The sequence below is a fragment of the Pseudoalteromonas sp. MMG006 genome (assembly GCF_018101025.1).
Classification (GTDB): Bacteria; Pseudomonadota; Gammaproteobacteria; order Enterobacterales; family Alteromonadaceae; genus Pseudoalteromonas.
This window is the reverse complement of sequence record NZ_JAGJEJ010000001.1, coordinates 150,834-170,339: the sequence shown is the minus strand read 5'-3', so window position 1 is coordinate 170,339 and position 19,506 is coordinate 150,834. Positions and strand designations below refer to the sequence as shown.

Annotated in this window: 11 protein-coding genes and 1 pseudogene; 2 read left to right on the top strand and 10 right to left on the bottom strand. The window is 40.5% G+C overall.

Translation table 11 applies throughout. From position 1 onward, the window contains the following. Positions 1-106: 106 nt before the first annotated feature. On the top strand, positions 107-3,547 hold the full coding sequence (locus J8L73_RS00720) for a PAS-domain containing protein (RefSeq protein WP_211014227.1): 3,441 nt from the start codon (positions 107-109) through the stop codon (positions 3,545-3,547). An 85-nt stretch (positions 3,548-3,632) separates the two neighbouring features. Here the strand turns inward: J8L73_RS00720 and J8L73_RS00715 are convergent, their stop codons facing one another. The 4 genes from J8L73_RS00715 to J8L73_RS00700 all read right to left on the bottom strand — a co-directional run bounded on the left by J8L73_RS00715 (position 3,633) and on the right by J8L73_RS00700 (position 9,513). After that, entirely contained in the window at positions 3,633-6,275 is a 2,643-nt protein-coding gene (locus J8L73_RS00715; RefSeq protein ID WP_211014225.1) for a DUF2339 domain-containing protein, read from the bottom strand. 128 nt (positions 6,276-6,403) lie between these two features. After that, entirely contained in the window at positions 6,404-7,765 is a 1,362-nt protein-coding gene (locus J8L73_RS00710) for a hypothetical protein (RefSeq protein ID WP_211014224.1), read from the bottom strand. Positions 7,766-7,923: 158 nt separating this feature from the next. Next, complete coding sequence (locus J8L73_RS00705) at positions 7,924-8,832, bottom strand: GGDEF domain-containing protein (RefSeq protein WP_211014221.1); 909 nt, start codon at positions 8,830-8,832, stop codon at positions 7,924-7,926. Positions 8,833-8,928: 96 nt separating this feature from the next. Then, complete coding sequence (locus tag J8L73_RS00700; protein WP_210999064.1) at positions 8,929-9,513, bottom strand: VTT domain-containing protein; 585 nt, start codon at positions 9,511-9,513, stop codon at positions 8,929-8,931. A 187-nt stretch (positions 9,514-9,700) separates the two neighbouring features. Between J8L73_RS00700 and J8L73_RS00695 the strand changes: the two genes are divergently transcribed. Beyond that, complete coding sequence (locus J8L73_RS00695) at positions 9,701-10,936, top strand: TMEM143 family protein (protein ID WP_211014219.1); 1,236 nt, start codon at positions 9,701-9,703, stop codon at positions 10,934-10,936. Between the two features lie 77 nt (positions 10,937-11,013). Here J8L73_RS00695 and J8L73_RS00690 read toward each other — a convergent pair whose 3' ends face one another. The 6 genes and pseudogenes from J8L73_RS00690 to J8L73_RS00665 all read right to left on the bottom strand — a co-directional run bounded on the left by J8L73_RS00690 (position 11,014) and on the right by J8L73_RS00665 (position 19,395). After that, positions 11,014-14,151, bottom strand: coding sequence for a CusA/CzcA family heavy metal efflux RND transporter (locus J8L73_RS00690; protein ID WP_211014218.1), 3,138 nt, complete (start codon positions 14,149-14,151; stop codon positions 11,014-11,016). Positions 14,152-14,159: 8 nt separating this feature from the next. Next, a complete protein-coding gene (locus J8L73_RS00685; RefSeq protein WP_211014216.1) occupies positions 14,160-15,407 on the bottom strand; it encodes an efflux RND transporter periplasmic adaptor subunit in 1,248 nt (415 codons plus the stop codon). Next, the gene (locus J8L73_RS00680; RefSeq protein ID WP_211014214.1) at positions 15,404-16,666 is read right to left on the bottom strand and encodes a TolC family protein; all 1,263 of its coding nucleotides are present in this window, start codon (positions 16,664-16,666) and stop codon (positions 15,404-15,406) included. The genes J8L73_RS00685 and J8L73_RS00680 overlap by 4 nt, the downstream gene beginning before the upstream one ends. A gap of 150 nt (positions 16,667-16,816) precedes the next feature. After that, positions 16,817-17,125, bottom strand: a complete 309-nt coding sequence (locus J8L73_RS00675; protein ID WP_211014212.1) for a hypothetical protein — start codon at positions 17,123-17,125, stop codon at positions 16,817-16,819. An 80-nt stretch (positions 17,126-17,205) separates the two neighbouring features. Then, a pseudogene (locus tag J8L73_RS00670) lies at positions 17,206-17,932 on the bottom strand (helix-turn-helix transcriptional regulator). Positions 17,933-18,249: 317 nt separating this feature from the next. After that, positions 18,250-19,395 carry an iron-containing alcohol dehydrogenase gene (locus J8L73_RS00665; protein ID WP_211014210.1) on the bottom strand — a complete coding sequence of 382 codons (1,146 nt, stop codon included), beginning with the start codon at positions 19,393-19,395 and terminating at the stop codon, positions 18,250-18,252. Positions 19,396-19,506: the final 111 nt, after the last annotated feature.

The window sequence follows — 19,506 nt, the reverse complement described above, 5'->3', positions numbered from 1 at the left end:
CGCATTTTAAAATAAAAATCTGCACGCACACTTATTGCCAGTTCTGGTATTGTGTTAATGCTCTCAAGGTTGAGGGAAATGTTTTACTAATAAGGTTAATAACAACATGACTGCCGTACTCATTATTGTTGCTTTAGGTTATATAGGTGTGCTGTTTTGGCTTGCCAACTGGGGCGATAAAACAACACCATTGGCAAAGCGTATAAGCCATCACCCTTTTGTATATTCATTATCTTTAGGTATTTATTGTACATCGTGGACCTACTATGGTTCTGTAGGTACAGCGGCCACCAGCAGCTGGAGTTATTTACCCATATTATTAGGCCCTGCACTGTTGTTTTTTTTCGGCCAAGGGTTTTTACGCAAACTGGTGTTAGTCAGTAAAAAGCAAAACATAACCACCATTGCCGACTTTATTTCTGCGCGTTATGGCAAGCGGCAAACCACTGCAATTATGGTTACTTTAATCGCATTATTAGCGACTATTCCTTATATTGCGCTGCAATTAAAAGCCCTTAGTACCAGCTTTTTACTGCTGCAAAGTAGTAATAAAATATCGGGCGATATGCTCGCGCTTTCGGCCACATTAATTATGGCAATGTTTGCAATATTTTTTGGTACTCGCAAAGTGGATGTGACAGAGTACCGTTCAGGTTTAATGCTCGCTGTGGCATTTGAATCGATGATAAAACTTATTGCACTTGTTGCAGTAGCAGGGCTAGCTGTTTACACCCTTTTTAATATGCCTGTGGCAACCTCAAACAAAATAAGCGAGTCTATTTGGCAGCACTGGGCCGATTTTAACTTTTTTAGTTTTAACTTTATTGGCCAATCGCTCATGGCCGCTGCGGCAATTATATGTTTACCGCGTCAATTTCATGTAACCGTGGTCGACAACCAAGACAAGCGCCATTTATTTACTGCCCGCTGGGCGTTTCCGCTTTATTTACTGCTTACCGCCGCGATGATTTTACCCATTGCCACCGCTGCTATTCATCCCGATATTGGCTCAGGTTTCTCCCCCGACAGCTTTGTATTAGCACTTCCGTTAATTCACGACCAAGCATTTTTAACCACCTTTGTATTTATAGGCGGGCTTAGCGCTGCAACTGCTATGATAGTCGTTGCAACACTTACGCTAAGTACCATGATCTCAAACGATGTAGTATTACCTCTTATGCTACGTCGTAAATTTAAACGTAATTTAATTACCAGTAGCTATAAATCGCGCATATTACTTGTTAGGCGTTTTACTATTGCTGGCATATTAATTTTGGCCTATTTTTATCAGCAATGGTTTGGTCACAGTAGTGCATTGGCCAGTATGGGATTAGTTGCATTTTCGTTGGTTACACAGTTATTACCTTCAATTGTCGGTGGTTTATATTGGCGAAAAGGCCACGCTTATGGCGTATATGCTGGCTTAGTGGCGGGTTTTATTTGTTGGATATTATTTTTAATGATGCCAATACTTGATGCTGGCGCAGTGATTGATAGCGAGCTGCAACAAACGCTTATTACTCGAGGTACTTTAATTGCGTTGTTTGCCAATATTGGTTGTTACATTAGCTTTTCGTTAGGAGCAGAAGAGCGCTTAATTGATAAAATTCAAGCAGCTGCATTTGTTAATCCTAAAGATCAGGCTATTTTATCTCGCCGCTTAAACAAAAACGTTAAAGCCACGGTTTACGATTTTAAAATACTTTTGCAAACCTTTTTAGGTATTCAGCGCAGCCAGCAAGTGTTAGCTCATTATGCGCTAGCTCATCATTTAAATGACAACAGCGGACACCCGGAGCCTGAATTTATAGCTTACTGCGAGCGCGCACTAACCGGTGTATTAGGTGCATCTTCTGCTCAAGCACTTATTCATACGGTGTCATCGGGTAAACGCATGGCTTTTGAAGAAGTAGTCAACTTTTTTGACGAAACCACACAAGCCCTGCAATTTAACCAAAATTTATTGTATACCTCGCTTGAAAATTTAAGCCACGGTATTTCGGTTGTCGATAAAGATCTAAACCTAGTTGCATGGAATAAACGCTACGGCGAAATGTTTGGCTACCCAGAGGGCTTTTTAGAAGTAGGCCAACCAATACAAGACATTATTAGATATAACGCAGAGCGCGGTGAATGTGGCCCCGGCGAAATAGACCGCCAAGTAGAAAAACGCGTTCAGCACTTGAAAAATGGCAGCTCTCATCACTTTATACGCCATCGCCGCAACGGCCAAGTATACGAAATGATTGGTAACCCTCTACCTGATGGCGGCTTTGTAACGAGCTTTTCAGATATTACTAATCACATTAGTACGCAAAATGCCCTTGAAGAAATAAACATGGATCTTGAAAACCGCATAGAAGCGCGAACACAAGAAGTGCAAACCATTAATAAAGACTTACAAGCACAAATAGATAGCCGCGTACAAACAGAGCAAGCACTTACTTTAGCCAAACGCGAAGCAGAGCAAGCCAACGACAGTAAAACGCGGTTTTTAGCGCTCGCGAGTCACGATATTTTGCAGCCACTTAATGCAGCACGTTTATACCTTGCCGCTATTGACGAAAAACAACTCGATAAAACGAATCAAAATAGCTTTGATAAGCTTGGCGATAGCCTAGATTCTACGGTGCATTTAATGTCAGCATTATTAGAAATTGCCAAACTAGAACAAGGCGCCATGACCCCTACCCCGCGCCATTTTTCTATTGATGATATTTTAGCGCCACTGCAAAGTGAGTACGCTATTTTATCAAGCGATAAAGGCCTTAAGCTTAGTGTGCGATCAAATCAGCAAATAGTGCACAGCGATATAACCTATCTACGTCGTATTATTCAAAACTTAGTATCGAACGCTGTTAAATATACAGACAAAGGCCGGGTACTTATTGCCTGTAGAAACCGTAAGCACAATTTACGAATAGAAGTATGGGATACAGGCCCAGGTATTAGCGAAGTAGAACAAGCTAAAATATTTAACGACTTTTACCGCATAGAAGCCGGTGACAACAAAGGTGTAGGCCTCGGGCTTGGTGTTGTAAAACGTATGGCCGATTTATTAAGCTTAGAACTTGATGTGCACTCAGAGCCAGGCAAAGGCAGCCGCTTTAGTATTGAAGTACCCTACGGCGATGCGCAATTTGTACAACAAAAACCTGCCGCTAGCGGCTTAATAGAAAACCGCGCGGCTATAAATATAGTGGCCGTTGACGACGACCCAGAAAATCTAGCGGCTATGGCCAGCTTACTTAAAAAGTGGCAAGCCAATTACACCTTATTCGACGATGTAGACAAGGTGCTTGAGCATGCAAAACAAAGTAAAGCGCCAGATGTAATTCTAATGGATTATCAATTAGGCAATGAGTGCGATGGCATCACTTTAATTAAAACGCTCAGAGAAATATGGCAAGGCGATATTCCGGCTATTTTAATTACCGCAGTGCGCGACACCGAGCTAAAACAAGAAACCAAAGCCGCTAATATTCATTATTTAAGCAAACCCATTAAGCCTGGTAAGCTAAAAGCACTGCTTAATCACAGTACTTAATTTTATTAGTTACTTAGCTTTTGCTAAGCTAAATAAGCAAAAAGCCCAGTATATTTACTGGGCTTTGCTTTATAAAGTATTGGGATTATATGACTTTTGAGCGGCTTCTAAGCTTTTGAAATAACCAACTTAACCCCACTAATGAGAGCCCTAAGCCAATAAACGAAAGCGCTTTTAACAGCCCTGCTAAATTAGCCATATCAATTAAAAACACTTTTACAATAACCGCAGCGAGTAACCCTAAACCTATTTTTTGAATGAGTAACTGATTTTTAAGGTGCCCTAATATAACCGTAGCGGCGCCTAGTATTAGCCAAATAATAGAATAGCTATACAGCTCTGCGTTACTTGCCCCTTTTGATAGGTAAATATAAGGCCCTTGCCAGTATTGGCGAATAAAACTGTTAATAGCAATTAAGCCAAGTAAACCTGCAACACCCAGTACAAACGGCGCTACCTTAGCGTTTATAGGTTTAATAAGTGAATATAACCAAATCGTTAAGCCTGCAGGTACTAACCAAAGCAAAAATAGCCAGTTAAATACAGGGAGCTCGCCAATATAAATAGAGCTTAATAACGGGTTGTCATCGAGTAGTGTTTTAACTGAAATAAAGCCAGCTCCGCCTGCTAATACACACCCTGCAATTTGATAAAGCTTAGTTAAGCTCCCTGCTATACGAGCGCGATGTAAATAAACGCAGCCCAGCGCAAGCCAGTTACATGTAAGCAATATTTGCTCATAAAAACTAAGCGAGTCAAATTGTGGATAATGCCCAACGAGCTGATAACTTGTTTCTGTAGTAATAAATAGCGCTAAACAATGAAGAGCGGCCCCTTCTAACCATACTTTTAATTGCGATGATTTATAGCATTTAGCCGCAGCAAAAAATAATGCGGTACACAGCGGATAAACAATAATACTCCAGTGCAAGCCAAATAATGTGAGAGCGTCGTAACTTGGTGTCCATGGCGCAAGCGTTAAGCGCAGTAATAAAGCAGCCACTAACGCTTTAATTGGCCAATGCGGCATAGGCACATTAAAACGTTTTATAAGCACACTAATTAACAGCACTTGAATAGCTAAGGCAATGGTTAAACCGCTGTCGCTTAATAGCATGGTGATTGCTAACGTAATATTAGCATTTGCCCCTACCCAATAGGTAAAACGCTGAAATAGTGTTGTATTATGCTGCGCACACTTAATTAAAATAGCCGCTACAACAAATAATACAAAAGCCCAAAGAGGGTAAGCAGTACTTAATGCGCTATTTGGAATAAGCGAATATAACGTACCTATCATCACAAAAAAGCTAAACGCTGCACTAATATGAAACGCTAAACGTTTAATATGTTTTTTACCAAAATAAAGCCCGTACGCCATAAAGCCAAAACCAAGCAATAAACCTAAGCCGTATTCGCCTTTAAATATAAATAATCCATCATCAAAAAAAGTAGATAAAGAACTTGTTTGCTCTGCACTTATAATCATTAACGTAGCGATAATAAGCGATAGCCCTTGCCATAAATCCCAGCGGCTATTTTTAAGTACTAAAAATAATAACAATCCAATGCTCAACACACCGATAGTTTGCCACGGTAAAGTGTAATAACTAATCGACATGGTAAAAATTAGCGGAACTATAAAGGCGAGTAATAAGAGGTGATCGGGTAATACTTTTACAAGACGCTTTAAAGAGTGCGGGCGATGTTCAATGCTTTTTAATTTTAAGCCTAAACGCGGCAAAGCAATCAAGCCAACAATACTCAGTAATGCAAAGATTGCAAATAACCATGGTGTATTGCTTTTTAACTCTGTAATTAAAAACCCAACTAAATACCAGCCTATGTGCCCTGCCCATAATAAGTACCAAAGCCAAGCGCGCTGTACTTTTTGTGCAACCAACGATGCCGACAAACTAACAAAGCCCACATACATAAATAACGCTAATAAATTATTACTGCCGGTATTAACCCAAATAGGCACACTGTATGAGCCAATTATACCCAGCACAGCTAGCAAGGGCCCTAATTTAAGCGCCATAGCACTGGCACTTATAGCAATGATCGCCAGTACAATAAATGCAGCTGTTGGGCTTATCATGCTGTAGGAGCTATAAGCTAAAAGTGCTAATGCAAAGCATGTAATAAAACCGCCACTGGCAAGCGCTGCCGGTATATAGTTATTAAATCCTTCAAAAATAATACGTTTGTAATGTAAGTAACTTGCCACTGCAATTAGGCTCAGCCCAAATACGCCACCTAAACTAAGCCTCGTTAGGGGTGATAAAAGCCCAGCTTCTAAACTGTACTTAGCTAAAAATATACCGCCGAAAGCAAGCGCTATTGCGCCTATCCAGGTCATCCAGTTTTGCTCAAACCCAGCACGTAATTTTTCAAACAATGTGGTAATAAATGAAGGTGTGGCTGGTTTAGCGTTTTTAGTCGCTACCGGCTTGTGTTTTATCGCGCCAATGGGGGCGCTTTGTATGGCTAAAGGTGGCTCAGTATTAATAGGCATAGCCTGAGTCTTAGGTTCAGGGCTTTTTACCTCACCCTGTGCATTATTAAATGACGCGATTTTAGTGGCTTGTAATTTCGTTACTTTAGCCCGCAATACTGCAATTTCTTGCTTTAATCCGTTTAATTGTATTAATGCAATTAAGCCACACAAAGCCCCTGTAGCAATAACTAGCATTGCTATAACTGCTAACCCAACTAACTCATCCATGGCACGCTCTTGTTATTTATTATGCTACGAGTGTACCTAATTACTAATTAACAAGTAAATTTTGTTCAATAAAAAAGCCTAAACACATTATATGTTTAGGCTTTAACACTACTTAAAACTTAAATTAATTACTCAACGCTATCAGTCACGGTAAGGTTAAGTGTCATTTTGTAGCCTGACGCACTTGTTTCATCATGCTCTATAATTAGTATGTAGTTACCCTCTTGAGTAAAATCCATATCGCTTTGTTGAATAAGCACAATTTGCTGGCCATTGTCTTCATATACGGCGTAAACAGTGTAAACCTCGTTATCAACAACTTGCTCTTCTTGATCGTATTTATCAAGGCCATCTACAACATTACTTGTATCGTCAACTGTTTCACCATCAAGGGTAAAGTAAACGTCAATGTCTGATACTGTTTGTCCGGCGTAACTTTCAATTAAGTTAACTACCGATACGGTATGGCTGTAGCTACTTGGCGTTAGGTTTTCTTCAACGCTCATCATACGAAGGCCGTTATCTGCATCGTTGTAAAAAATACCAACAGCACTTTGCTCACGCTCAAGCGTCATTAAAAAGTTATCAGCAAGTTTAGTGCCCTCTTCGTCGTACATAGCAATGCTGTAACTATTAGGTGAAAGCTCAATGTAATTAGTGTAGGTATCGCTTGCTACTGTATCTGTTGTATTTTCAGTAGTACCACGGGTGGTTGTAAAACTCACTGGCGAGTAATCGTCAACTGTATTTATAAAGCGTAACTGCCCTAAAGCAGATTGATGCTTTAGCTCAGTGACGTAGTTATTATCTGTTACTATATCAAGAGTAATACCATCATCCTCGGTTGCATAGCTTGGGCGGATCATTGCTACGTAACTCGCTTCATCATAAAAATACACAGACGATGACTCGTAAATAACATCAGTACTGCCCGCTTTAGTAATATAAATCGTGTAGTAACCTTCATCTAAGCTTTGTAAATCTAACTCACTTAAATACTGCTCTGATGAAAAAAGATTTGCGCTTTCAAATACACCATCATCGGTTGCAAGGTAAACATCGTAGCTATCTTCTTCACCAGCGATATTGTAAAAGTCTAAATTAAATTCACCGGTATCGCTTGATGTAGGTATGCTTAATTCTGTAAATGTAGGCTCGTCAAAATTGCCACTCATGACTACTAACTGCGTTTTATCGCCTTTAATTGATACTTCTTGTTCGCTAATCGTTATGTAGCTGTCGTTAGCGTCTAGGTATTCAAAACTTACATCGTAAGTACCTGTGCTGTAGTTATGACGCGTAGTTACATCAGCAAAGTCGGTACCTGAACGCTCTGTTTCCTCAACAAACAAACGCGTATAAGGGCTGTTGTATGATCCATTATAAAGTTGGATATAGCCCGTTGAGCTTGAGCTGTCGCTGCCGCCACAACCAGCCAAAATAGATATTAAACTTATCGGTAAAGCAGCTTTAAGTAGAGTGTGAGTCATTAAGTTATTCCTTATTATTAAAATCACTATTATGACTCTATTGCAGCATTAAAATTTCATGGTTTACAAAGTATTACCCTCGCTGACACTTCCTTACGTAATCGTTAAAAAGTGTAGCAAATGTGCAAATAATAAGGACGTGTTTAACTATTAAAAAATTAGGTAGATGAAATTTCAAAACGATCGCGACCCGTGTTTTTAGCTACGTATAGGGCTTGGTCGGCACGCTTCATCACTTTATCGAGGGGCTCGTTAGGGGCTTGTTTTGCTACGCCAATACTTACTGTTAAGTGGCGCGTATTTTTAACATTAATGGTGTGCGCAAGGTCTATTAATTGCTGACAAAACTCACTAACTTGCTTTATATTACTTGTCGGTAAATAACCTCCAAACTCCTCACCGCCTAAGCGAGCAAACTGCGCGTTTTCTTCAAATGCATTATTGTATGTAGTTGCTAACTGCTGAAGAATCATATCGCCCACATCGTGCCCAAATTCATCATTAATAGACTTAAAATGGTCTATATCAATAATTAAAATAACATAAGGTATAGTGTTTGCACTTTTAACATATCGATAAAAGTAGCGTCTATTATGCACTTTAGTTAAGTCATCTATTATTAACTCTGCGGCTAACCTATTATGAATACTCTGGACAAAACGCATGGTTTTAAATAAACCATAAGAGGTAAAAAGCATACCTAAGGTTCTGCATAAGTCTTCAAAATAAACACTCACCCAGTAAGGCTGAACCACTAGCTCATCGAGTACATCGGCAGTCGCGCCCATCGTCCACAAAAATAAACCGAGTGTGGAAAATATGTAGGCTTTTTTAGACAATTCTGAGCATTGGACCATCCAAAATAGAAACGTCAACACAACTAAATTTATAAAATCGGTCGTAAAACCATATACATTGTTTTGTACTTGTAAAAACGGGAACGTCGCTAAAACGTAAGTCGAAAAAAACATTATATAAGCCAATAAAGCCACGCTTGCGACCTTATTAGGCATAGGCATTTCATAAAAATTAGAAAGCCTTACGGTAAGCTTTACTGTTTCAATCATTTTAATTATACGTTTTTAACGGCTTTGTTAAAAAACTATAGCACATTAATAAAAAGGACCACTGAGATAAAACTCATTTAAAACATGTAAATGAGCCTAAATTACGGTACTAAGCCCCCATAGGCCTAACACTAAAATAGTGATACCAATCATCGCTTTTGTTTTATGTTTACTTATAATTCGTTCAGCTTGGTTACCTGCATAATAAACAACAATTGCTAAGCCAAAATAACGAATGGAACGCGCAATCCCCGAAGCGAGTAAAAACAACCAGATAGAATATTTAGTAGCGCCTGCGGCAAGCATTGCTATTTGAAACGGAATGGGCACAATGCCTAGCGTCATTACAAACCAAAAGCCTTGGTCTTGCATTTTTTGCTTAACATTTTCAAATTGCTCTGGATTCGAAAACGTATTAATAACCCAATCGCCAATGGCATCAAATAAGTAATAACCCAATGCATAACCAAACAAAGCACCTACAATGCACCCTAATGTAGCCATAAGCGCTATTAACCATAGTTTTTCACGGCGAGCCTGCATCAGAGGCACCAGCACAGCCTCAAGAGGAATAGGTACAATGGTGGATTCTAAAAACGAAGCCACCGTAATACCACTTAACATGTGCTTTGAGTCAATAAAATTCCGTGTTTTTTCTTTTAGTTTTTTTTGAATAGCCATGTGTATTCCCTATTGCTACGAAAGTGAGTATGAGTGGCTTTAATCATTACATAATCAGGTTAATACAGCCTGAAAATACCTAACGTTGTTAGTCAGCTATTTATCATTAACAAATTAGTAATATCTATAGGAATATTTTATTATGTGTCCACGTAGTTAGATTCCCTATCACAGTAGTTATTAATTTATGCAGAACGCACGTTTTATTCCCTTTCGAAAGCAAGATATTGTTGATATGTGTAGTGCTGAACTTAAAAGCATTTCAGAGCAAAGATCGTTTAAACAATTTTGCGATTTACTAGCAAGCCTTATTCATTACGATTACCACGCAACACTTGAGTCGCTTAAAAATAACTACGCCCCCTTTGATCCTAATAGTGACACGCGATCGTTAGCGCCAGTATCGGAGGATCAAAAAGCGCAGTGCCAACGTGAATTTGCGCGCGACTTTGCCAAAGTACTCAACGCAGCCAACTTTGAAGTGATCACCAATGAAGACTTACAAGATGCATTAAATGAAGAGTCACTATTTAAAGTGCGCCTTGAAGTTGAATTTGATGACTTTGAAGAAGTGGTTTTTTATCGCCGTGGCGAGTCGCAACTGACCGAAACCATAACTAGCTTTTGGGGCCTTCGTAAAAAGCCGCTGCACTTTACTAATTACGACCGTGTTGCGGTGTTTATTCGTTTTAAAGATAAAGCCCACTTTGAAGCTATAAATAAAACACCTTTAGGGTTTGAGCCCAGCTCTACCATAGTTAAACTGTTTCAAAATGTGCCAAAAGCCGATCTCGAAATGCTATTTCCTAATAGTGAGGTACGCATGCGCCCTATAGATAAAGTGATTATTGGCTCATCGGCTTTAGTTGGCGGTGCGGTGGTATTAATTACTAAGCTTGGCGCATCAATTTTATTGTTATTTGCTTTGTTTGCCTTTTGGGGTGGTTTTAGAAGTGAAGCTGTAGAAATGACACAACAACACTTTATTACCTTTGCCATTGGCATGGGAGTATTTGGCAGCTTTATTTTTAAAGAGTGGAGTAAGTTTAAAAACCGTAAAATTAAATTTATGAAAGCGCTTAGCGATAACCTCTACTTTAAAAACCTCGATAATAACGCCGGTGTTTTTCACACGCTTATAGACGCCGCCGAAGAAGAAGACATAAAAGAAGCCCTGCTTGCGTATACCTTTTTACTCAAATCAGAAAGCGGCTTAACCGCACAAACGCTTGATGAGCAAATAGAGCATTGGTTTAAAAGCAAATACCAGTGCGATCTTGATTTTGAAATTAGCGATGCACTTGAAAAGCTGGTACATATGCGTTTGGTAACGTGCACTAGTGATGTGTATAGCGCAATCAATTTAGAACACGCAAAAACGATATTAGATGAGCGTTGGGATAATCTGTTTCAATATAATTAACCTGCAAAGTTTACTTAACAACAAAAAAGCAGCTGAAACTTCAGCTGCTTTTTACGTTATCTAACAGGTGCAATTAGCTAAGCCGTTTGTTGCTTGTTAAATTTTGCATGTACTAGCTTATAAAGCGCGGGCAATATTAATAGCGTAAGTAGGGTTGATGAAATAATCCCTCCTACAACAACCGTTGCCAATGGCCTTTGTAGCTCAGCGCCGGTGCCTGTATTTAGCGCCATAGGAATAAACCCTAAACTTGCCACTAAAGCGGTCATAAGTACTGGGCGCAGGCGCGAAAGCGCACCGGTTTGTATCGCATCAATTAAACTAAGCCCATCGGCTCTTAATTGTTTAATAAACGACAGCATAACCACACCATTTAATACCGCTACACCGCTTAGTGCAATAAAACCAACGCCTGCTGATATTGAAAGCGGCATATCGCGTAACAATAACGCAAGCACACCACCTGTCAGTGCAAGTGGTACGCCGCTAAATATAATTAACGAATCACGCAGTGAATTAAACGCGCTGTAAAGCAGCCCAAATATAAGCAATAAAGTAACCGGCACCACCAGCGATAACCGCTTACTTGCCGATTCTAGTTGCTCAAACGTGCCGCCGTATTCAATCCAATAACCACTTGGTAAATTAAGATCTGAATTTAAAGCAGTTTGTGCATCACTTACAAAGCTTGCTAAATCGCGCCCTTCTACATTTGCAGTTACGGCAACATTACGCTTACCGCTTTCACGGTTTATTTGATTAGGGCCTTTATCAATCCTAATGGTAGCTACTTCGCCAAGCGGTACAAACGCAAGGTCGGGGTTGGCACTTTTGGGTACAGCCACTGGCAAACGCGCAAGCTGCGATATATCGCTCGACCATCGTTCATCTAAACGCACTAATAATGAAAAGCGTTTATCACCCTCATAAATAAGCCCCGTTTGCACACCGCCTATAGCAGCACTTACACTTTGCTGTATATCGGTTACGGTTAAACCTAACAGCGCCATATGGTCGCGAAGCGGCGTAACTGAAAGCGTAGGCAACCCTTCCATTTGTTCAAGGCGTACATCGGTTGCGCCAGTAATGTTTTGCACCAGCGCTGTGGCTTTTTCACCGTACTGTTTTAATGTTGATAAGTCATCGCCGTAAATACGCACTGCCACATCGGCCCGCACGCCAGCTATTAACTCGTTAAAGCGCATTTCTATAGGCTGCGTAAACTCATAGTTATTACCTGGCACTTCATTTACTAAATGGCGAATTTTCTTAACCAGTTCTTCTTTACTTAAAGCTGGATTAGGCCATTGTTCGCGCGGCTTTAACATTAAGAATGTATCGGCAACGTTAGGTGGCATAGGATCGTTTGCGACATCAGGCGTACCAATTTTTGAAAAGACCTTTTCAACTTCAGGTATATCTAAAATGGCTTGCTCTAACTCTTTTTGCATTTTTACCGATTGCTCAATGCCGGTGCCGGTAATGCGCAGTGCATGCATAGCTATATCGCCTTCATCAAGCTGTGGTAAAAATTCAGCACCCATATTTTTAACTTTGAAGCCAAGTGCGATTACGAGCACAGCAGCAATGCTTAGCATTACCCACGGTAACTTAAGCGATAAGCCAAGTAGCGGTTTATAACCTTTTTTAATACCGCGCATAACCGCATTTTCGCTCTCACTCACCTTACCGCGTACAAATACCGCAATAGCAGCAGGTACAAACGTCACTGCAAAAATAAGTGCGCCAACTAATGCAGCAACAACAGTAAATGCCATTGGCTGAAACATTTTGCCCTCTACACCACTCAGTGCAAACAGCGGTAAATACACCAGCATAATAATTAAAATGCCAAATACTGCTGGGCTGAACACTTCTTTACTGGCGGCGGTTACAACTCTTAAACGCTCATTTAATGTAAGTAGCCTGCCATGCTTGTGCTGCGCAAGGCCAAGTTGCCTTAAACAGTTTTCAACCACAATGACTGCACCATCAACAATTAAACCAAAATCGATTGCGCCTAAGCTCATTAAATTCCCCGAAACACGATTGCCAACCATACCGGTAATGGCAAATAACATGCTAAGCGGGATAACCATTGCCGTAATAAGCGCACCAGTTACATTACCTAATAACAGCAGCAAAATAACAATCACTAATACCGCACCTTCGAACAGGTTAGTTTTTACGGTTTCTATGGTTTTATCTACGAGGGTTGTACGGTCATAAACTGCCTCAACTACAACCCCTTCAGGTAAGCTAAGTTGTACATCTTTAAGTTTATCGGCCATCGCTTTTGCCACTACGCGGCTGTTTTCGCCAATGAGCATCATAGCGGTGCCAAGTACGGTCTCTTTGCCGTTATAAGTGGCTGCGCCAGTTCTTAGCTCTTTGCCAAAACGCACATTTGCGACATCTTTAATGCGTACAGGCGCATCATCGCGCTTAGCAACAACCGTGTTAGCTATGTCATCAATGGTTTTTAATTGCCCTGGCGAGCGCACTAAATATTGCCCGTCAAAACGCTCTATAAACCCTGCGCCTTGGTTGCTGTTATTTAATGTAAGTGCAGTTATTACATCGCTGAGCGTAAGCTTATAAGCTAATAGCTTTTCAGGCATCGGCGCTACCTGGTATTGGCGCTCAAATCCCCCTTGGCTGTTTATTTCGGTAACCCCTTTTACTTTTAAAAGCTGCGGGCGAATTACCCAATCTTGCAAAGTACGTAAGTCTTCTGCATTAAATGGCGTGCCATCGTCTTTTATCGCGCCTTTATTTGCATGCACAGAGTAAGTAAAAATCTCGCCTAGCCCGCTGGCAATTGGTCCTAAGTTTGGCTCAATATTGGCAGGTAAATCTGATCGAATACTCTGAATGCGCTCACTAATTTGCTGGCGAGCCCAGTAAATATCGGTGCCTTCGTTAAAAATAACAGTTACTTGCGAAAGCCCATAACGCGAAATCGAACGAGTGTAATCAAGCTTAGGTATACCTGCCATCGCAGTTTCAATTAAATAGGTTATTCGCTGCTCTGCTTCAAGCGGGGTAAACCCGAGTGCTTTGGTGTTAATTTGCACTTGTACATTAGTTATATCGGGTACGGCATCGACTGCTAAATTTTGGGTGTTGTATACTCCAAAGCCTGCAAATAAAAGCGTGAGTGCAAGCACCATCATGCGGCGTTTAACCGCAAACGAAACTATCCAGTTAATCATGCTGCCTCCTAGTGTGAGTGGCTTGCGCCACTTTTTAATATATCGGCTTTAATTACATAACTGTTTTGCGTTACATACTCACTGTTTGGCGAAAGCCCCTCGAGTACCTCTACCCACTCGCTGTTTTTAGCACCGAGTTTTACAGGGCGTACTTCAAACACATTGCCGCTTTTAATAAACACACTGGGTTTGCCGTTAAACTCTTGCACAGCGCTAGCTTTTACTCGCACAGCAGCATTTACATTTGCGATACTAACGTCGCTATTTACGTGCATGCCTGGGCGCCAATGGCCATCTTGATTTTTAAGCTCGATTCGCGCACGCGCAATATGTCCGCCCGTCATCATAGGTGCAATAAAAAACACCTCACCTTGGGCATTTAAATGATGATGTAAGTCGTATACTTTGGCGGTTTGCCCTATAGCGAGTTTTTCAATATTTTCAGGAAACGCCGAGAGCTCAACCCATACAGTTTCAAGATTGACTATTTGCATTAACGCGCTACTAGCAAGCTCACCGCGCTTTAAATATTGCTCGGTAATAACGCCTGTCATTGGGCTTTTTATGGTGTAATTTTGGAGTGTTTCACGGTTAGTGATACTTGCAAGCCTATCGCCTTTTTTAACGTTTTGACCAATGCTTACAAAAATATCGTTAACTAAACCGGTATAAGGCGCCATTACTTCTACGGTGCCGTGTGCGGTGGGGGCTATAACACCAAATAGAGTATCGGTTAGTTCAACGCTACCCGCTTTTGCAATCCCGGTTTTAATACCAGCACGTTCAATTGCTGCCTCGCTTAGCGTTGTACGCCCCTCTTCTTGCTCATAGTGGTAGTTTATTTTTTGCCCTTTATAACTTGCCATTACATCAAGCTTAAATGAGTGCGGTTCATTAACGCTCACGGTACTAACTAAATAATCATCTTCGGCTTTAAAGCGAATAAGCTGTGGCTTCTCACTTAAACGCTGCACGTTTATGGTTACGTCCAACTGATTTATATCCACAGCTTTATCGTTATTAAACCCATATATTCGCAGCTCGGTATTACCTGCAAACTGGGTTAATTTAAGCTCTAAATCAAGCGCGTTATTGGTTAGTAAAAACCCGCCGTGTGGGCCCTTTTCTTGGTGTTCATCTTCATGGCCTTCTTCATGACCTTCTGCGTGATGATTAGCCGACGCCATAGCCGTGCTACTTAATAATGGGAGTGCAAAAAATTGTGTAATTAATAATGCGATAAGTGTTTTATTCATGATTGATGAGTCTCAATTAAAGATTGGCCAGTTAAGCGCTCAAGAGTAAGTAGTACTTGATATAGTTCGCTATGGGTGTTGATAAGTGCCCGTTTAGAATCAAATAAAGCTTGCTGTGCGTCTAGCAATTGCAATACCGATATTTGCCCTTGTTGGTAGCTTTTTAAGCTTTGTTCTATCAGCGTTTTGGCTTGAGGAATAACGTGCTGCGCTAAAAGTTGTGCTTGCTCAGTTTTACCTTGGTAGTACGCATACAGCGTGCGTATTTGTTGGCGCAACTGAATACGCAATTGCCCTTGTTGCTCGTTAAGTAAGGTAAGTTGATGCTGCGCCGCCTCAATATTACCGCTATTAGAATTGCTTAATTGCAGCGGCATTGAAAACGAAAACACAAACGAGCTGGCGTCAGCTTGCTGGTTATAACGCACACCGCCGCCAAGCGTTAAATCACTTTGACCCGTTGATTTTTGCAGTGCTAAGTTGGCAGTTTGTTGCAAATATTGTTGCTGTAGCAATGCAAACTCAGGTGCACTATTAACCGCATCAAGCAATGCTTGCTCGCTTTTAAGAGGGGTAATGGCACTTAAATCACCGGCATAATAATCGCTATATACCTGTTTTTGCCAAAGCTCATTAAGCGCTAAACGAGCTCGCGATAATTCGCTATTTAGTAAAGCACTATTTAATTCAACTTGGCTTAATGCATAGCGCATACGAGTTACATCAGCAAGGGATGCAGCGCCTGCATTTGCACGCTGCTCTATTGCTTTAAGCGCCTGCTGTACTGTATTTCTTCGCTCTGTATTTAGTGCAATTAGAGCTTGGTATTTTAGTGCTTGATAGTAACGCTCAGCCGTTGTTGCTAAAAGCGCCAAACGGGTATTTTTATACTCAATTGTTTGCGCTTTTATATTAGCTGTTGCGTAATTTACGCGCTGTTGGCGTTTATCACCCAGCTCTATTAATTGGCTTAGCGCCAATGTGTATTGCGCCCCTTTAATGCCACTATAGGCCTCAGTGCCCATAATGTTTTCAGCTTCAAAGCTTACAACGGGATTAGGCTTAAGTGCAGCTTGGTCTTTTAAAGCGCTTAAGATTTTTTGATGATAAGGATAGCGCTTAAGCACTGCATTTTGCTGCTCGGTATTTATTAGCGCTTGCTTAAGCGTTAATACGTTTTGAGGCTCTTTTTTTGCCAAAGCGCTCTGTGTGGATAATGCGCACAGTAGCGCCACCAGCATTAGTGGTTTTTTATTCATATAGCATGTCCGTTTTTTAACAAACAGAGTTGGCTTAATCACTGCACTTGTATTAAAAACATGCGCGATCAAGCAACCTAAATATGCACACAACTAGCCTAACAACGCTTATTCGCAGGCAGTTATTTACAAAGTATTTAAAATTAGAAACTAGCTATAAAAATTAGGTGGCGGAACATCTGGTGGGTAATTCAAACCATTGTAACAAGCATTGTTTGTGGCTTGGCTTTGTTCAGGGCTTATAGAATGGTTTATCGTACTGTAGTAGCCACAGTGGCAATGCTGATGGGCATGAATTTCAGTAGGTGATTGCGTATCGTCGTCATTGGTATCGCTATGAGCGTGAATATGCTTGGCATGATCTACTTCTTCTTGTAAATGATACGCGGCAGCATCACAGCTAATAAAGCTGTGCACAAGCACTAAAAGTATCACGACTAAAAAGTAGTTTGAGCGCATTACCTACCTAAAACTATAAAATGAAATTTAAGAAATCGCACAATACCTTAAATTTATTCAAATGTAGAGAGCCACTCACGTTATTTTCTAAATTCACTTGGTGAAACACCCACTGATTTTTTAAACCGTTTAGAAAAATTATATATATTAGGGTACCCCACATAAGCGGCAATATGAGCAACAGGCCAGCGGGTATTTAGTAGTAAGCTTTTAGCTCGTTTAATACGTAAATAAATAAGCTGCTGCATTGGGCTTTTGCCATATTGCGCTTGGCATAACCTATGTAAATGCGGTGCTGAGTAATGCACGTGTTCGCACATAGCGTCTATTGTCCAATCAAACTGCAGGCGCTCTTCTACCTCTAAAAACAAACTGGTTAATCTGTTTTGCCCACCTATTTGTGGCTCACTTTGAAGCGTAGTATTTAAATAGTGGCTTAAAATAGGCATAACGCCTTCACGCAAAGTAGCGTTACTTTCGCTATATAAAAGCTCCATAGCTAAATGCAATGGCCCTAACTGCTGATTAGTTAATACCTTAGCGTGCGCTTGGTATTTGCAAGGTTTAGCCAAATCACATCCCATTTCTCGCTTGCTATTTTAACCTCAAAACTTTGCCGCGCAGGCAATATAGCTAAGCTATTTTCAGTTAATGAGTATTGGTTATTAATGGTTTTTAGCGTGCCCTGACCAGCCAAAGTATAAAAAAGAGTATGTTCAAGCGTGTTGGTACGTGCAACACAATAATCAACCAATAATCAACCAATAAATTAGAGCAACCTGCCAGCTCTATTCCAAGGTTTGGCATTTGTGACAGCGTCGTTAAATCAATAAACCGCTCTGGTACAAATAATATTTAACTTTTTTGGCTAAAAGTTATACCAACCTGGATAAATCTTTGATCAATTTAGCAAATTAAATTGCACTATAACGTCGTTAAAAATTTTTTATTTAGAACAACTAGATACAAAAATTTTGCCTAGTTCTAGCGTAATTTTCTTAACGTTAAATAAATCCCATATATAAGCAGATTGGTATTAAATATTATTTTTAGTCCACAAAAAGCCGCTAACTTAAAAGTTAGCGGCTTTTGTTTTACTAAAATAAACGTTTAGTTAAGCAAAATTAAGCAACTGCTTGCTCTAAAATTTCGCGGCTTTCTTTTAGCGTAATAGCTTGATTTTCGCCTAGAGCAACCATGCCGTGAGCTTCAAGTTTGCCAATAATATTGTCAATAGCAGCGGCTTTATCATCGCCATGTTCAGTAAGCTGGGTCGCTACGTCGAGGCTGTGGTAAAACGCTTCAATTGCTGCAATTGTTTGCTCAGCTAAGTCGTCAGATTGCGCAAGACCAAATACGTTTTTGCCCATTTGCTCAAGCTTTGCTTTTTTAACTGCAAATTGGTTGCGTAGTAAAGAAGGCTGAACAATAGCAAGTGAACGTGCATGATCAACACCGTAAGCGGCTGTAAGCTCGTGGCCAATCATATGTGTAGCCCAATCTTGCGATACACCAGAACCAATTAAACCATTAAGTGCTTGGTTAGCAGCCCACATAAGGTTTGCACGCCATGCGTCATCTTGGTTTTCAAAGTTATCACCTAAAGTTTTAAGCGTTCTTAAAAGTGCCTCTGCGTAACCTTCTTGAACTAATGCTGCCTCAGGGAATGTTAAATACTGCTCACAGGTATGAACCCATGCATCTACTAAACCATTTACAAGTTGGCGCTGCGGTAATGTTTTCATTACATCAGGGTCCATAATCGCAAATTTAGGCAGTACTTCTGGTGATGCAAACGGTAGTTTTTGCTTCGTTGCTTCTTTGCTCACAACTGAGTTTTGGTTAGATTCAGAACCTGTTGCTGGCAACGTTAATATTGCACCGATTGGTAAAGCGCTAATAATAGTATGCTTACCAGTAGGAATATCCCAACCTTCGCCATCATAAACAGCCGATGCTGCAATGTATTTAACGCCGTCAATTACTGAACCGCCGCCTACACCTAATACAAAGTCGATGTCTTGTTCTTTACAAATTTTTACTGCTTTATCTAGCACTTCAATTGTTGGGTTAGCGCCAACGCCCGAAAACTCAACCCAGTCAAAACCTTCAAGTGCTGCTGCAACTTGGTCGTACACGCCGTTCTTTTTAATTGAACCGCCGCCGTACACTACAAGTACTTTTTGATCTTTTGCGATCAAATCAGATAGTGCCGCAATTTGTTGCTGGCCGAATTGGATAAGTGTTGGATTTACGTAGCTAAATTTCATTATTTTGCTCCTAAGTGACGGTTAATTGCGATGTACTTTACTTAGTTCTCCATTCAAAGTATCTAATAAAGTATCGATGCATGCATATTAGTAGCAAAATAAACATAAAAA

Coding starts and splice junctions, on each gene's coding strand:
- J8L73_RS00720 (WP_211014227.1), top strand. CDS start 107: ATGACTGCCGTACTCATTATTGTTGCTTTAGGTTATATAGGTGTGCTG.
- J8L73_RS00715 (WP_211014225.1), bottom strand. CDS start 6,275: ATGGATGAGTTAGTTGGGTTAGCAGTTATAGCAATGCTAGTTATTGCT.
- J8L73_RS00710 (WP_211014224.1), bottom strand. CDS start 7,765: ATGACTCACACTCTACTTAAAGCTGCTTTACCGATAAGTTTAATATCT.
- J8L73_RS00705 (WP_211014221.1), bottom strand. CDS start 8,832: ATGATTGAAACAGTAAAGCTTACCGTAAGGCTTTCTAATTTTTATGAA.
- J8L73_RS00700 (WP_210999064.1), bottom strand. CDS start 9,513: ATGGCTATTCAAAAAAAACTAAAAGAAAAAACACGGAATTTTATTGAC.
- J8L73_RS00695 (WP_211014219.1), top strand. CDS start 9,701: ATGCAGAACGCACGTTTTATTCCCTTTCGAAAGCAAGATATTGTTGAT.
- J8L73_RS00690 (WP_211014218.1), bottom strand. CDS start 14,151: ATGATTAACTGGATAGTTTCGTTTGCGGTTAAACGCCGCATGATGGTG.
- J8L73_RS00685 (WP_211014216.1), bottom strand. CDS start 15,407: ATGAATAAAACACTTATCGCATTATTAATTACACAATTTTTTGCACTC.
- J8L73_RS00680 (WP_211014214.1), bottom strand. CDS start 16,666: ATGAATAAAAAACCACTAATGCTGGTGGCGCTACTGTGCGCATTATCC.
- J8L73_RS00675 (WP_211014212.1), bottom strand. CDS start 17,125: ATGCGCTCAAACTACTTTTTAGTCGTGATACTTTTAGTGCTTGTGCAC.
- J8L73_RS00665 (WP_211014210.1), bottom strand. CDS start 19,395: ATGAAATTTAGCTACGTAAATCCAACACTTATCCAATTCGGCCAGCAA.